13 protein-coding genes are annotated in these 13,973 nt (G+C 53.2%); 12 read left to right on the top strand and 1 reads right to left on the bottom strand.

The window, feature by feature from the left end; all coding sequences use genetic code 11:
- The first annotated feature begins 55 nt into the window (after positions 1-55).
- The 10 genes from JQC75_RS04985 to rpoS all read left to right on the top strand — a co-directional run bounded on the left by JQC75_RS04985 (position 56) and on the right by rpoS (position 9,425).
- A complete protein-coding gene (locus JQC75_RS04985; RefSeq protein ID WP_203326364.1) occupies positions 56-1,693 on the top strand; it encodes a CTP synthase in 1,638 nt (545 codons plus the stop codon).
- 218 nt (positions 1,694-1,911) lie between these two features.
- The gene (gene eno, locus JQC75_RS04990; RefSeq protein ID WP_203326365.1) at positions 1,912-3,207 is read left to right on the top strand and encodes a phosphopyruvate hydratase; all 1,296 of its coding nucleotides are present in this window, start codon (positions 1,912-1,914) and stop codon (positions 3,205-3,207) included.
- 261 nt (positions 3,208-3,468) lie between these two features.
- Positions 3,469-3,786, top strand: a complete 318-nt coding sequence (gene ftsB / locus JQC75_RS04995) for a cell division protein FtsB (RefSeq protein ID WP_203326366.1) — start codon at positions 3,469-3,471, stop codon at positions 3,784-3,786.
- Entirely contained in the window at positions 3,783-4,499 is a 717-nt protein-coding gene (gene ispD, locus JQC75_RS05000) for a 2-C-methyl-D-erythritol 4-phosphate cytidylyltransferase (RefSeq protein ID WP_203326367.1), read from the top strand. Before ftsB ends, ispD begins: the two co-directional genes overlap by 4 nt.
- A gap of 9 nt (positions 4,500-4,508) precedes the next feature.
- The gene (gene ispF, locus JQC75_RS05005) at positions 4,509-4,991 is read left to right on the top strand and encodes a 2-C-methyl-D-erythritol 2,4-cyclodiphosphate synthase (protein ID WP_203326368.1); all 483 of its coding nucleotides are present in this window, start codon (positions 4,509-4,511) and stop codon (positions 4,989-4,991) included.
- Positions 4,988-6,079: a tRNA pseudouridine(13) synthase TruD gene (gene truD / locus JQC75_RS05010; RefSeq protein ID WP_203326369.1), complete on the top strand. Its 1,092-nt coding sequence runs from the start codon at positions 4,988-4,990 to the stop codon at positions 6,077-6,079. Before ispF ends, truD begins: the two co-directional genes overlap by 4 nt.
- Positions 6,060-6,806, top strand: a complete 747-nt coding sequence (surE, locus tag JQC75_RS05015; protein ID WP_203326370.1) for a 5'/3'-nucleotidase SurE — start codon at positions 6,060-6,062, stop codon at positions 6,804-6,806. Before truD ends, surE begins: the two co-directional genes overlap by 20 nt.
- Entirely contained in the window at positions 6,803-7,438 is a 636-nt protein-coding gene (locus JQC75_RS05020) for a protein-L-isoaspartate(D-aspartate) O-methyltransferase (protein ID WP_203326371.1), read from the top strand. The genes surE and JQC75_RS05020 overlap by 4 nt, the downstream gene beginning before the upstream one ends.
- Positions 7,439-7,467: 29 nt before the next feature.
- Positions 7,468-8,358: a peptidoglycan DD-metalloendopeptidase family protein gene (locus JQC75_RS05025; RefSeq protein WP_203326372.1), complete on the top strand. Its 891-nt coding sequence runs from the start codon at positions 7,468-7,470 to the stop codon at positions 8,356-8,358.
- Positions 8,359-8,441: 83 nt separating this feature from the next.
- Positions 8,442-9,425 (top strand): RNA polymerase sigma factor RpoS, encoded by a 984-nt coding sequence (gene rpoS, locus JQC75_RS05030; RefSeq protein ID WP_203326373.1) that lies wholly within the window; start codon positions 8,442-8,444, stop codon positions 9,423-9,425.
- A 109-nt stretch (positions 9,426-9,534) separates the two neighbouring features.
- Here the strand turns inward: rpoS and mutS are convergent, their stop codons facing one another.
- On the bottom strand, positions 9,535-12,099 hold the full coding sequence (mutS, locus tag JQC75_RS05035) for a DNA mismatch repair protein MutS (RefSeq protein ID WP_203326374.1): 2,565 nt from the start codon (positions 12,097-12,099) through the stop codon (positions 9,535-9,537).
- Between the two features lie 287 nt (positions 12,100-12,386).
- Between mutS and recA the strand changes: the two genes are divergently transcribed.
- A complete protein-coding gene (recA, locus tag JQC75_RS05040) occupies positions 12,387-13,454 on the top strand; it encodes a recombinase RecA (protein WP_203326375.1) in 1,068 nt (355 codons plus the stop codon).
- An 11-nt stretch (positions 13,455-13,465) separates the two neighbouring features.
- Positions 13,466-13,903, top strand: a complete 438-nt coding sequence (locus JQC75_RS05045; protein WP_203326376.1) for a regulatory protein RecX — start codon at positions 13,466-13,468, stop codon at positions 13,901-13,903.
- Positions 13,904-13,973 lie beyond the last annotated feature (70 nt).

Here is a 13,973-nt window from a genome sequence, read left to right on the forward strand (position 1 = left end):
CCTGGTGCTTTCTTACAAGCACATATTTTCACACTCATATTTTCTCAGGTTCAGCATGACGACAAGGTATATCTTCGTGACTGGCGGCGTGGTTTCGTCGCTGGGCAAAGGCATTGCAGCAGCATCATTGGCAGCCATTCTCGAGGCACGGGGCCTCAACGTGACCATCATGAAGCTGGATCCTTACATCAACGTTGATCCAGGTACCATGAGCCCGACACAACACGGTGAAGTGTTCGTAACTGAGGACGGCGCAGAGACGGATCTGGACCTGGGTCACTATGAGCGTTTCATCCGTACCAAGATGAACCGCCGTAATAACTTCACCACCGGTCGTATTTACGAAGAAGTTTTGCGTAAAGAGCGCCGCGGTGACTATCTGGGTGCCACCATTCAGGTTATTCCGCACATCACCAACGCCATTAAGGCCAAGGTGCTGGAAGGCGGTGAAGGCCATGACGTAGCCATCGTGGAAATCGGTGGTACCGTGGGCGATATCGAATCCCTGCCGTTCCTCGAGTCTATCCGTCAGCTTGGCGTTGAACTGGGCCGTGACCGCTCCATGTTCATGCACCTGACTTTGGTGCCATTCCTTGGCGCGGCCGGCGAAGTGAAAACCAAGCCTACCCAGCACTCGGTAAAAGAGCTGCGTTCCATCGGTATTGCACCTGATATTCTGGTTTGCCGCGGTGACCGCGCCATTCCTGCCAACGAGCGTGCCAAGATTTCCCTGTTCTGTAACGTGGAAGAGCGCGCCGTTATCTCTCTGAAAGACGTTGACTCCATCTACAAGATCCCGGCGCTGCTGACCTCTCAGGGGCTGGACGACCTGGTTTGCAAGCGTTTCCATTTGGAATGCAAAGAAGCCGACCTGTCTGAATGGGAAAACGTGATTTATCAGGAAGCCAACCCCAACGGTGAAATCACCATTGGTATGGTGGGCAAGTACATTGAGCTGCCTGACGCATACAAATCTGTAAACGAAGCGCTCAAGCACGCGGGTCTGAAAAACCGCGTTACCGTTAACATCAAGTACATCGATTCACAAAGCGTTGAAGCCAAAGGCGACGAAGCTCTGGCTGGCCTCGATGGCATCCTGGTACCGGGCGGCTTCGGTGAGCGTGGTGTTGAAGGTAAAATCCTGGCAGCCAAGTATGCCCGTGAAAACGAATTGCCTTACTTTGGTATCTGCCTCGGTATGCAGGTCGCCCTCATCGAGTTCGCCCGCAATGTGGCAGGTCTCACAGATGCGCACTCCACCGAGTTCAACAAGCAAACTCCGCATCCGGTTGTGGGTCTGATCACAGAATGGATTGACGAAGAAGGTAATATTGAGCAGCGTGACGAAGCGTCCGATTTGGGCGGCACCATGCGCCTTGGCGCCCAGCTGTGCCACCTGAAAGCTGGTACCAAGGCTGCTATTGCTTATGGTTCTGAAAGCTGTATCGAACGTCATCGTCACCGTTACGAAGTAAACAATCACTACGTGAAGCAGCTTGAGAAAGCCGGTTTGGTATTCAGCGGCCTGTCTTCTGACCGTAAGTTGGTGGAAATGATCGAATTGCCAAACCACCCATGGTTTGTGGCTGGTCAGTTCCATCCGGAGTTTACTTCTACACCCCGTGATGGACATCCGCTGTTCGAAGGTTTTGTGGCTGCAGCCAGAGCGCACCAGAAGCGCAACCTGAGTTAATGCCAAAAGGCCGGTACCGCGATGGCAGTACCGGCCTTTTTGTTCCTTGCGGTCATTTATTCGTCACAGTTAAATTAGCTGCGGCACAAAAACACAGAAAAATCAGATACCCATATCAGGGTGCATTCAAATTGGTTCATGAGCTCATGTAGCGCTGAGATGGGTATGGGTTTTTCTTTTTAACTTAACCTTTAATTCAAGACTAAATCGAGGACATTATGGCTAAGATTATCAAAGTGATCGGTCGTGAAATCATGGATTCACGCGGCAATCCAACTGTGGAAGCCGAAGTTCACCTGGAAGGTGGCTTTGTGGGTATGGCAGCTGCGCCATCCGGTGCTTCTACCGGTAGCCGCGAAGCGCTGGAACTCCGTGACGGCGACAAAGCCCGTTACCTGGGTAAAGGTGTTCTGAAGGCCGTTGACAACGTAAACGGTCCTATCCGTGAAGCCCTGCTGGGTAAAGACGCCACCGCTCAGGCCGAGCTGGACGGCATCATGATCGCTCTGGACGGTACTGAGAACAAAGACAAGCTGGGCGCCAACGCCATTCTGGCTGTGTCTCTGGCCGCTGCTAAAGCCGCTGCCGCCGCTAAAGGTATCCCACTGTACGCCCACATTGCTGAGCTGAACGGCACTCCAGGTCAGTACAGCATGCCTGTACCTATGATGAACATCCTTAACGGTGGTGAGCACGCTGATAACAACGTGGACATCCAGGAGTTCATGGTACAGCCAGTGAGCGCCAAGAGCTTCCGTGAAGCCCTGCGTATGGGCGCCGAAATCTTCCACAACCTGAAGAAAGTGCTCAAGGCCAAGGGCCTGAACACTGCCGTGGGTGATGAAGGTGGTTTTGCACCAAACCTGGCATCAAACGCCGACGCGCTGGCTGTTATCAAAGAAGCCGTTGAAGCTGCCGGTTATAAGCTGGGCACCGACGTGACTCTGGCACTGGACTGCGCTGCCTCTGAGTTCTACAAAGACGGTCAGTATGACCTGTCTGGCGAAGGCAAAGTATTCAGCTCAAACGGTTTCTCTGACTTCCTCAAGTCACTGACCGAGCAGTACCCAATCGTGTCTATCGAAGACGGTCTGGACGAGTCTGACTGGGAAGGCTGGGCATACCAGACTCAAATTCTCGGTGACAAGGTGCAGCTGGTAGGTGATGACCTGTTCGTAACCAACACCAAGATCCTGAGCCGTGGTATTGAGCAGGGCATTGCCAACTCAATCCTCATCAAGTTCAACCAGATTGGTTCTCTGACCGAGACTCTGGCCGCTATCCGCATGGCCAAAGAAGCCGGTTACACCGCCGTTATCTCTCACCGCTCCGGTGAAACAGAAGATGCGACCATTGCCGATCTGGCTGTAGGCACTGCTGCCGGCCAAATCAAGACAGGTTCTCTGTGCCGCTCTGACCGCGTTGCCAAGTACAACCAGCTGCTGCGTATCGAAGAGCAACTGGGTGAGAAGGCGCCTTACCGTGGCCTGAAAGAAATCAACGCCAAGGGCTAATCGCCTGATATTGGTCAATTGAATTTACAGAAGGCGACTTACAATGCTGTGGCCTGAAAGAAATCAACGCCAAGGGCTAATCGCCTGATATTGGTCAATTGAGTTTACAGAAGGCGACTTACAATGCTGTGGCCTGAAAGAAATCAGTGCCAAGGGCTAATCGCCTGATAAAATTTGATTGAATGAGTAAAAGGCCACCCCCAAGGTGGCCTTTTTTGTTGTAATATCTCCCCAAATTCACCCAATCACCGCAATTCTTCCATGAAGCCATTCGTTCTGGTTCTCTTTGCCTTGCTGGCGCTGCTCCAGTACCGGCTGTGGTTTGGCGAAAACAGCCTAACCGAGTACTTCACCCTGAAAGACAGGATAAGCCATCAACAGTTGGGTAATGCCGGGTTGCTGGAGCGCAATGAGGTGCTGAAAGAAGAAATTCAGGATCTCAAAAGCGGTACCGAAGCGCTGGAAGAGCGGGCCCGCAATGAACTTGGCTTGATTGAGCAGGGTGAAACCTTTTTCCGGGTGGTGGGTAACGATAGTCGCGGCACCCGCTCTGAGGAACAGTCACAGGACAGTCAATGAATTCTGAAGCAACCTCCCGCGGCAGTATTGTTGCCATAGTTCCCGCCGCCGGTATTGGCAGTCGCATGGGGGCCACTATCCCCAAGCAATACCTGCCGTTATTGGATAAACCTATCCTGGCCCATACGCTGCAAAGGCTGCTGTCGCATCCGGCCATTGATAAGGTCATAGTCGCCGTATCGGCAGATGACTGCTGGTTTGACAGTCTGGATGAGGCCCATCATCCCAAGCTCACCCGGGTTTTGGGCGGCAAAGAGCGGGCGGATTCGGTATTGGCGGCACTTTCTGCCTTGCCGGATAACAGCGATGCCTGGGCGCTGGTGCATGATGCTGCACGGCCCTGTCTAACCCATGGCGATATAGATGCACTGCTCTCAAGTCGTGACACTTATCCCCAGGGGGCGATACTCGCCATGCCGGTGCGGGACACCATGAAGCGGGCCGCAAAAGATGGCAGCATAGAGACCACAGTGTGTCGCGAAGCCCTGTGGCATGCATTAACGCCGCAGCTGTTTCCCGCAGCGAGCCTTAAACTGAATCTAAAGCAGGCACTGGACGCCGGCGTTGCCGTGACAGACGAAGCGTCGGCGATGGAGTGGGCCGGAGTGCATCCGGGACTGGTCAGTGGCAGGGCCGACAATATCAAGGTCACCCACCCGGACGATTTACAGCTGGCGGGGCTTTTTCTTCTGTCCCAGCAGCAACACACTTAAGGAAATTCCATGAAAATCAGGATTGGCCACGGTTTTGATGTGCACAAGTTTGGTGCCAACCGTCCACTCATTCTCTGCGGCATAGAAGTGCCTTATGAGACCGGACTTATTGCCCACTCCGATGGCGATGTGGTGCTGCATGCCATCAGCGATGCCATCCTGGGTGCCATGGCGCTTGGTGACATCGGCAAGCACTTTCCCGACACCGATGCCGCCTATGAAGGCGCCGACAGCCGTGTGCTGTTACGCCACTGCTTTAAGCTTGCCCGTGAGCGCGGCTTTGCCATCGGTAATCTCGATGTAACCATTATTGCCCAGGCGCCGAAAATGTTGCCTCACATCGAGGCCATGCGTGCGGTGTTGGCGGACGATCTGCAAACAGAGCTTGATAATATCAACGTAAAAGCGACCACCACCGAGAAGCTTGGCTTCACCGGTCGCAAAGAAGGCATCGCCGTGGAAGCTGTGGTGTTGATGGAGAATGTGAAATGACTGAGCTGACTTATCTCTACGGCAAGCCGGCTGTAACCGCCGATATCCGCACCCATAACAGCGATTTTCAGGTGAAGGAAATCCTGCCGTTCCTGCCCGATGGTGAGGGCGAGCACCACCTGCTGCATATCCGCAAAGACGGCCTGAACACGGCTCAGGTGGCGGAGATGATTTCCAAATTTGCCAAAGTGCATCCCAAGGAAGTGACCTTTGCCGGTCAAAAAGACAAAAACGCCATCACCGAGCAGTGGTTTGGCGTGCGTATTCCCGGCAAGGAAACCCCGGATTGGAGCGCCATGAGCAATGAGCAGATGCAGGTGTTGTCGTTTGCCCGCCATGGTAAAAAACTGCGCACCGGCGCGCTTTCCGGCAATCGCTTTACCCTGGTACTGCGCAACGTTTCTGACCCACAGGCGTTGGTTGCACGGCTTGAGCAGGTGCGTGATGGTGGCGTGCCCAACTATTTTGGTGAGCAACGTTTTGGCCACGATGGTGGCAATCTGATTAAGGCGCGGCAGATGTTCGAAGGCCGCAAGGTCAAAGACAGAAACAAGCGCAGCCTGTACCTCTCGGCTGTGCGCTCAGAGCTCTTTAATCAGGTGGTCAGCGCCCGCTTGTCAAAGCAGGATGACTCCGGTTTGGGTCTGCTCGAAGGTGACTGTGTGATGCTCTCTGGCAGTCGCAGCTTCTTTGTGGCCGAAAGCTGGGATGACACTTTAAGAGGCCGTCTGGCCGAGCAGGACATTCAGCTGTCCGCACCCTTATGGGGCCGGGGGGAACCGCTTGCCAAGGGCGAAGCCGCGGAGTTTGAAGCTTCCGTGCTGGCTTCCTATGAGCTTGAGCGTAATGGCCTTGAAAAAGAAGGCCTGACCCAGGAGCGCCGCGCGCTGCTGCTGCGCCCTGAGCAGATGAGCTTCAAACTGGATGACGACACCCTGACCCTGGATTTCTGCCTGCCGGCCGGCGCTTTTGCCACCAGTGTGCTCAGAGAGCTTTGTGAGTACACAGACGTGAAAGAGTTGGAGTGGCGCCGTGCGGTAGCCGAGCGTCAGGCACAGGAGGCGGTCGATGCGCCTGCTGGTGAGTAATGATGACGGGGTGCATGCCCCGGGTATCAAGGCGCTCGCCGAGGCCTTAAAGGCCATAGCCCATGTGGATGTGGTGGCACCTGATCGCAACTGCTCTGCCGCAAGTAACTCGTTGACCTTGACTAATCCATTGAGAATTAATAGGTTAGACAACGGCTATATCGCGGTTAACGGTACGCCATCGGATTGTGTACACATCGCCATTCGTGAGATTTGCACCGAAGAGCCTGAGCTTGTCGTTTCGGGGATTAATGCCGGGGCCAACATGGGCGATGACACCCTGTATTCCGGCACTGTGGCAGCGGCCATGGAAGGACGGTTTCAGGGGCTGCCGGCCATTGCCGTGTCTTTGTCTGCCCGAAACCCGGTGCATTATGATGTTGCGGCGCAAATTACGCTGCGCATTGTTGAGGGACTGAAGGCGCATCCTCTGCCTGCGGATCAAATTCTCAATGTGAATGTGCCCGATTTGCCCCTTGAGCAAATCAAGGGCATCAAGGTGACTCGGCTTGGTGCAAGACACAGGGCTGAGGGCGTGGTGCGGACAACCGATCCGGCCGGGAGAGAAATTTTCTGGCTTGGCCCTCCGGGTGAGGAGCTGGATGCCAGCGAAGGCACCGACTTTGGCGCCATTGCTGAAGGCTATGTTTCCATCACGCCGTTAACCGTCGACCTAACCGCACACAGTCAACTTAACGCACTGGCAAACTGGATAGAAAAGATATGAACCAGACCGGCTCGACGGTGGCTATCAATCTCGCAAAAAAGTTGTATGACGCGGGGATCCGCGACAGCCTCGTTTTGCAGGCCATCGCCAACACGCCCCGGGAAATGTTTCTGGATGCGGCTCTGGCGCACAAAGCCTATGAGAACACCGCGCTGCCTATAGGTCAGGGGCAGACTATTTCACAGCCTTATATCGTTGCCCGCATGACAGAGCTGGTGATGCAAAATCGGCCACAAAGGGTACTGGAAGTTGGCACAGGATCAGGCTATCAGGCGGCCATTTTGGCGCAGCTGGTGCCGGAGCTTTGTACCATTGAGCGGATTAAGGCACTGCAAATTCAGGCAAGACAGCGGCTTAAGCGCCTTGATTTGCACAATGTGTCTTTTAAATACGGCGATGGCTGGCAGGGTTGGTCCAACCGAGGTCCCTTCGATGCCATCATGGTCACCGCCGCGGCGGCCACCGTACCGGCAGCCTTACTTGAGCAGTTGTCTGAAGGCGGGAGGCTGGTGATCCCAGTCGGAGAGGATGCCCAGCAATTGTTGGCTATTACCCGCAGAGGTAAGGAGTATTCCTCTGAAACGATAGAGTCGGTAAAATTTGTGCCTTTGGTCAATGGAAACCTTGCTTAGGTCATGGTGACTTCGGGAGCTGCACATCTATGGTGAGATTGACCTCTTTTTGTCTCTGTCTGCTCCTGCTGGCGGGCTGCAGTATGCAGGCCCACACTCCTGCACCAGTCGAAAGCCTGAATTCCAAAAAAAAACCTGCGCACCCCAAAGGAAGTCTGACCAGTGCCACTTATAAAGTGAAAAAAGGGGACACCCTTTATTCCATCGCGTGGGGAGCAGGTACGGATTACCACGAATTAGCCAAGATTAATCAACTAAATAAACCGTATACCATCTTTCCCGGGCAGGTTCTTAGGCTGTCTTCCACCGCCAAAAACACCCAGCCAACAAAGAAAACCACAACGGCTTCTTCGAAACGAGAACCCAAGTCGGCAAACTCAAAAAATGATAAAAAACAAAGTGCTAGTCAGGTTGGCGTCAGCAATCAGACGTCCGTAGTAGCACAGAAAAAAACACTTGATCCAAAAAATAAAGCTGATTACGCTGTAACAAGTTCACAACAAGACGATAGCCTGGTAGCGGCTGCCACTGAAGGTTTACCAAGTGAAGTAGCTCGCTGGTTATGGCCAGCAAAAGGACGCTTGATTGGGACATTCTCTGCCAGAGAGCAGGGGAGCAAAGGGATCAAGATAGCGGGACGACGAGGGGATCCGGTCAGAGCTGCCGCCGAAGGGCGAGTAGTTTATTCTGGCAACGCACTGCGAGGCTACGGCAACCTGGTCATTATCAAGCACAGTGAGGATTTTCTCAGTGCTTATGCCCATCTGGACAAGATCCTGGTGACAGAAAAGCAACGGGTCAGTGCAGGACAGACAGTTGCAACCATGGGGAATACTGACGCCGAACACGTGATGCTCCACTTTGAGATCCGTGATCATGGTGTATCAGTTAATCCGCTTAAGTATTTGCCGAAGAAATAATTTACGGCGGCCAATTTTGGCATTTGGAGGATAAAAAAGTGATTTAAAGTCATTCACATATTTTGGGTTTGGGAGACAATGTTATGAGCTTGAAAAACAATACGCTTGTTGCTGAAAAGCTTGTAGATTTTTCCGGAAAAGAGTCAGATAGCGACACCAGCTTGGAAGGTGAAGAAGTCAGTCTGGTTCAAGACCTGGAGCTGGAACAGCAGGTTCAGGACGATTTGCAACGTAACCTTGATGCCACTCAGCTCTATTTGAGTGAAATCGGTTTTTCCCCTCTGCTCACGGCAGAAGAAGAAGTTTATTATTCCCGCAAAGCATTGCGCGGCTGTGAGAAGTCACGTAATCGCATGATAGAAAGTAACCTGCGTCTTGTAGTGAAAATAGCGCGTCGCTACAACAATCGCGGACTTGCCCTGCTTGACCTTATTGAAGAAGGTAACCTTGGCCTTATTCGGGCCGTTGAAAAGTTTGATCCAGAACGCGGATTCCGTTTCTCGACATATGCCACCTGGTGGATTCGCCAGACCATTGAACGGGCCATCATGAATCAAACCCGCACCATTCGTTTGCCCATTCATGTTGTAAAAGAGCTCAATGTGTATCTGAGAACTGCCCGTGAACTGGCGCACAAACTCGACCACGAGCCTACTGCTGAAGAAATTGCGGCAAAACTGAACCTCCCCAGCGTTGAAGTGAGCCGTATGCTCAAGCTCAACGAAAAGATTACTTCTGTGGATGTGCCCCTGGGCGGCGATAACGATAAAGCCCTGCTGGACGTATTACCCGATGATGACTCTGTTGGCCCTGACTATAAGGTGCAGGACGAAGACATTTCTAACTCTGTGGTTAACTGGCTCAACGAGCTCAACACCAAGCAGCGGGAAGTGCTGGCGCGTCGTTTCGGTCTGCTCGGTTATGAGCCTTCCACGCTTGAAGATGTTGGCGCGGAAATCGGTTTGACCCGCGAACGGGTGAGACAAATTCAGGTAGAAGCCCTCAAACGCTTAAGAGACATCTTGAGTGCTCAGGGACTGTCTGTTGAAGCTTTGTTCAGAACTTAACTGATACCGACCATAAAAAACGCCTCAGAGACTGAGGCGTTTTTTTATGGTTTTTCCATCCTGATTATCGTCGGTCGATATGGGCGGGCGATGCTGGCCAACGCTTTTATCAAATCAAACGCTTTAACTCGAAAAGAAGTTCCAGCGCCTGACGCGGACTCAATTCGTTGGGATCTATCGCCTGCAAACGCAACTCGGCGGCGGAAGGCTCTGGCGTTACGGTCAATGGTAAAGCGTGCTGCTTACTCACATCTGTATTGTGATCTCGACTTTCCAGCTGATGCAGTTTTTGCTTGGCGGCCTTGATAACACTTGCCGGAACCCCGGCAAGCGCGGCCACCTGCAAACCATAACTCTTGCTGGCCGCGCCTTCCTGAACGGCGTGCATAAAGGCGATGGTATCTCCGTGCTCAATGGCATCCAGATGCACATTGTGAACCCCGGGGAGCATCTCAGGCAGCACCGTCAGCTCAAAATAGTGGGTTGCAAACAAGGTCATGGCGCCAAGCTTTTGCGCCAGATACTCAGCGGCCGACCAGGCGAGCGACATACCGTCGTAGGTGGAAGTACCGCGGCCAATCTCGTCCATCAACACCAGGCTGTTGGCGGTAGCGTTGTGGAGGATATTGGCGGTTTCTGTCATCTCAACCATGAACGTCGAGCGGCCGGAGGCGAGGTCATCACTGGCACCGATACGGGTGAAAATTCTGTCCACGGGACCAATCAGGGCGCGCTCAGCTGGTACAAAACTGCCGATATGCGCCATCAGGGTAATGAGCGCTACCTGACGCATATAGGTCGATTTACCGCCCATATTCGGGCCGGTGACAATCAACATACGGCGTTGATTTGAAAGCTCCACCGGATTGGGGATAAAGGGGCTTTGACTGACCCGCTCAACTACAGGGTGACGGCCGGCTTCAATCAAAATACCGGCAGTGTTGCTAAGCTCAGGGCAATGGTAGTTAAAGAGGTCGGCCCGGTCGGCGAAGTTTGTCAGCACGTCAAGCTCAGAAGCGGCGCGGGCAAAGTCCTGCAATTCCTGAAGCTTGGGCAATACCAAATCGAACAGCTCTTCCCACAGCTGCTTTTCCAGCGCCAGCGCCTTGCCCTGGCTCGAAAGAACCTTCTCTTCGTACTCTTTCAGCTCCGGAGTGATGTAGCGTTCAGTGTTTTTCAGGGTCTGACGGCGCTGATAGGCGATGGGCACCAAGGCCGATTGGGCTCGGCTGACTTCGATGTAGTAGCCATGCACCCGGTTAAAGCCGACTTTGAGCGTGGCGATGCCGGTGCGTTCTTTTTCGCGCTGCTCCATCTGCTCTAAATAGTCGATGCCGCCATCGCTGAGCTTGCGCCATTCATCCAGTTCATTGTGATAGCCTTCGCGAATGACGCCGCCATCACGAATAAGTACCGGCGGATTATCCACTATGGCGCGGCTTAAGAGCGCGTGCTCGTCCGGAAAGTCCCCAAGGAGAATATTCAGTGACTTCAGATGGCGTGCTTCACAGCCCTGAAGACGTGCGCGGATAAGCGGCAAAATGCCGAGGGCATCTCTTAGTCTGGCAAAGTCTCTTGGGCGGGCGCTTCGAAGCGCAAGACGCGCCAGGATACGCTCGATATCGCCAAGGGCTTTAAGTTCTGTGCGAAGGTCTTCGTAGAGGCCGGTTTCCAGTAATTCCTGTACGGCATGCTGGCGACCGCGAATGGTATCGTGACAGCGCAGTGGTTGATGGATCCACCGCTGCAGCATACGGCTGCCCATGGCGGTGACGGTATTATCGAGCACGCTGGCCAGGGTGTTTTCGCGGGAACCAGACAGGCTGACAGTAAGCTCCAGGTTGCGGCGGGTGGCGGCATCCAGAATGATGCTGTCGCCCTGATTAAAGCGAACAATGGAATTGATATGGGGCAGGGCGGTACGCTGGGTATCCTTCACATACTGCATCAGGCAGCCAGCTGCCTGCAGTGACAGACGCGCATCGGCAATGCCAAAACCACGCAGATCGCGGGTACCAAACTGTTCAAGCAAAAGCTTGATACAGGTATCGTAGTCAAATTCCCATTCGGGGCGCCGGCGCTTACCCTTGATATGGTTAATCAGTCCCATATCACCAAAGTCTTCGCTGTATAAAAGCTCGGCAGGGCTGGTGCGCTGCAGTTCTGCTTCAAGGGCTTCGCGGCTTGGCAGTTCGGCGATAACAAAACGACCTGACGCTACATCGAGCGTTGCAAAACCATAACCTACTTTGCCCTGATAAACGGCTGCAAGCAGGTTATCCTGGCGCTCCTGCAGCAGGGCTTCATCGGTAAGGGTGCCTGGAGTTACCACTCGAACGACTTTACGCTCCACCGGGCCCTTTGAAGTAGCCGGGTCGCCAATCTGCTCACAAATGGCTACTGATTGGCCCAACTGCACCAGTTTGGCGAGGTAACCTTCCACCGCGTGATAGGGGATACCCGCCATGGGAATAGGGTCGCCACCACTCTTTCCCCGGGCTGTCAGGGAGATGGCAAGCATCTCAGAGGCTCGCTTGGCGTCATCGTAAAAGAGTTCATAAAAATCGCCCATGCGATAAAACAGCAGCATATCCGGGTGCGCTGCCTTCATGGTCAGATACTGACGCATCATGGGGGTGTGTTTTTCGAGATCAAGCAGGTCTGTGCTGTTCATTGCCACTCTGTTATTGCGATGGGAATTGTCAGGTCAAAGCCTGTGCAGAACCGAGGTAAAGCCTATGGGCGCCAAGTCTACCAAGTTTTTTGACAAAGTGATCCTTTTCAATTCAAGGCGATGAAAGGGGGCATTTCATGGTGGCTGGAAAATTATTTCATACAGGGGTTGATACTGTATGATTGTACAGTATACTAGCTTTCAATATGTACAAATACACAGGGCTTTTGCCTGAACCGCATTAACCGTTGCGTCTTCACAGCGCTTGCTGTGTGTGAGAGGGAACAATGAAAATAGATCCAAACAAAGAGAAAGCACTGGCCGCCGTCCTTGGTCAAATCGAAAAGCAATTTGGCAAAGGCTCCATCATGAAGCTGGGTGAAGACCGCTCCATGGATGTGGAAACCATCTCCACCGGCTCGCTGGCTCTGGACGTGGCTCTTGGCGCAGGTGGCCTGCCAATGGGCCGTATTGTGGAAATCTATGGTCCTGAATCATCAGGTAAAACCACCCTGACTCTCGAAGTGATTGCTGCGGCTCAGCGCCAGGGTAAAGTGTGCGCCTTTATCGATGCCGAACATGCCCTCGACCCTGTATATGCCCGTAAGCTGGGTGTAGATATTGATAACTTGCTGTGTTCTCAGCCCGATACCGGTGAGCAGGCGTTGGAAATCTGTGACGCGCTGACCCGCAGTGGCGCCGTTGACGTAATTATCGTCGACTCAGTCGCAGCCTTGGTTCCCAAGGCCGAAATCGAAGGCGAAATCGGTGATTCTCACGTAGGTCTTGCGGCCCGTATGATGAGCCAGGCCATGCGTAAGCTTGCCGGTAACCTCAAGCAGTCCAACACCCTGCTGATCTTCATCAACCAAATCCGTATGAAGATTGGTGTGATGTTCGGCAACCCTGAAACCACCACAGGTGGTAACGCGCTGAAGTTTTATGCTTCTGTACGTCTGGATATTCGCCGCACCGGCGCCATCAAAGAGGGCGACGAAGTAGTTGGTAACGAAACCCGTGTGAAAGTGGTGAAAAACAAGATTGCCGCACCTTTCCGTCAGGCAGACTTCCAGATTCTCTATGGTCAGGGCATTAACCGCACCGGTGAGCTGGTTGACCTTGGCGTGCTGCACAAGCTGATTGAAAAGTCAGGCGCCTGGTACAGCTACAAGGGCGACAAGATTGGACAGGGCCGTGCAAATGCCACCAAATTCCTGACCGAGAATACAGAGCTTGCCGCAGAAATCGAAAAGACATTGCGTGAAATGCTGCTGTCCCACAGCTCATCATCAGCAAGTGCCGACCAAGTAGAAGGCGATGAAAACATTGATTTCGAAACCGGAGAAGTGTTCTGAGCCAGGAACTGATGAATCACGCCTTGGCATCTCTCGCCAGGCGTGATCACAGCCGCAACGAACTTAAGCTTAAGTTGCTCGCCAAGGGGCATGATGCCCTTGAAATTGAGCGAGTACTGGATGAGTGTGAAGCCAAAGGTTATTTGAACGATAGCCGCTATGGGGCATCTGTTGTTCGCTCATCGGTACTGAAAGGCCACGGCGCCGCCAGAGCACGCCAGGCCATGATAGCCAAGGGGTTGGATAAAGAAGTTATCCAAAGTAATCTCGAAGGCTGCGAAGTGGATTGGTACGCCCAGGCCCGGGCCAAAGCGCTGAAAAAATTTGGCGCAACCAAACCTGTCGATGCCAAAGACAGGGCAAAGCGGATACGCTATCTGACTGGACAAGGGTTCAGTTTTGATGAGATAGCCCATGCCCTGGATTTTGACCCCTACGATATGGATTGAAGACCGCACACAGATGCGGTCTTTTTGTTTTTGTTTTCCTGCTCTCTCTGGCGGTTTTATTCGCCTTTTT

It is taken from the genome of Shewanella litorisediminis, assembly GCF_016834455.1.
In the GTDB taxonomy this organism is placed as follows: domain Bacteria; phylum Pseudomonadota; class Gammaproteobacteria; order Enterobacterales; family Shewanellaceae; genus Shewanella; species Shewanella litorisediminis.

Coding starts and splice junctions, on each gene's coding strand:
- ispF (WP_203326368.1), top strand. CDS start 4,509: ATGAAAATCAGGATTGGCCACGGTTTTGATGTGCACAAGTTTGGTGCC.
- JQC75_RS04985 (WP_203326364.1), top strand. CDS start 56: ATGACGACAAGGTATATCTTCGTGACTGGCGGCGTGGTTTCGTCGCTG.
- eno (WP_203326365.1), top strand. CDS start 1,912: ATGGCTAAGATTATCAAAGTGATCGGTCGTGAAATCATGGATTCACGC.
- JQC75_RS05025 (WP_203326372.1), top strand. CDS start 7,468: ATGGTGAGATTGACCTCTTTTTGTCTCTGTCTGCTCCTGCTGGCGGGC.
- recA (WP_203326375.1), top strand. CDS start 12,387: ATGAAAATAGATCCAAACAAAGAGAAAGCACTGGCCGCCGTCCTTGGT.
- JQC75_RS05020 (WP_203326371.1), top strand. CDS start 6,803: ATGAACCAGACCGGCTCGACGGTGGCTATCAATCTCGCAAAAAAGTTG.
- JQC75_RS05045 (WP_203326376.1), top strand. CDS start 13,466: ATGAATCACGCCTTGGCATCTCTCGCCAGGCGTGATCACAGCCGCAAC.
- surE (WP_203326370.1), top strand. CDS start 6,060: ATGCGCCTGCTGGTGAGTAATGATGACGGGGTGCATGCCCCGGGTATC.
- ftsB (WP_203326366.1), top strand. CDS start 3,469: ATGAAGCCATTCGTTCTGGTTCTCTTTGCCTTGCTGGCGCTGCTCCAG.
- rpoS (WP_203326373.1), top strand. CDS start 8,442: ATGAGCTTGAAAAACAATACGCTTGTTGCTGAAAAGCTTGTAGATTTT.
- mutS (WP_203326374.1), bottom strand. CDS start 12,099: ATGAACAGCACAGACCTGCTTGATCTCGAAAAACACACCCCCATGATG.
- ispD (WP_203326367.1), top strand. CDS start 3,783: ATGAATTCTGAAGCAACCTCCCGCGGCAGTATTGTTGCCATAGTTCCC.
- truD (WP_203326369.1), top strand. CDS start 4,988: ATGACTGAGCTGACTTATCTCTACGGCAAGCCGGCTGTAACCGCCGAT.